The organism is Blautia sp. AF32-4BH (assembly GCF_003460565.1).
Lineage (GTDB): Bacteria > Bacillota > Clostridia > Lachnospirales > Lachnospiraceae > Fusicatenibacter > Fusicatenibacter saccharivorans.
In genome coordinates this window covers 378-599 of record NZ_QTVL01000050.1, presented here as the reverse complement: position 1 = coordinate 599, position 222 = coordinate 378, and the positions used below count along the sequence as shown (strand labels likewise).

At 52.3% G+C, this 222-nt stretch carries 1 pseudogene; it reads right to left on the bottom strand.

The window, feature by feature from the left end:
* Positions 1-222, bottom strand: a pseudogene (locus DWZ44_RS18950) (MobQ family relaxase); the annotation flags it as partial.

Sequence of the window (222 nt, the reverse complement as noted above, 5' to 3'; positions counted from 1 at the left end):
GACTTGACCTTCCAAAGGCGGTGTAAATCGTCTCTGACAGCCTTAAACTCGCCATAGGTGGTTTCGTGCGCCTGTTCCAGCTCGTCATACTCTTCGGTCAGCTTTTTCATATCCACCTTGCCGTCTGGGAACTCCCCAGTCAGCTTTCGTCTGGCGGCGTAGAACTGTTTCAGTTCCGCTTCATGCTCTGCCTTGTACTTGGCTCTGGGCTTCTCAAACTTG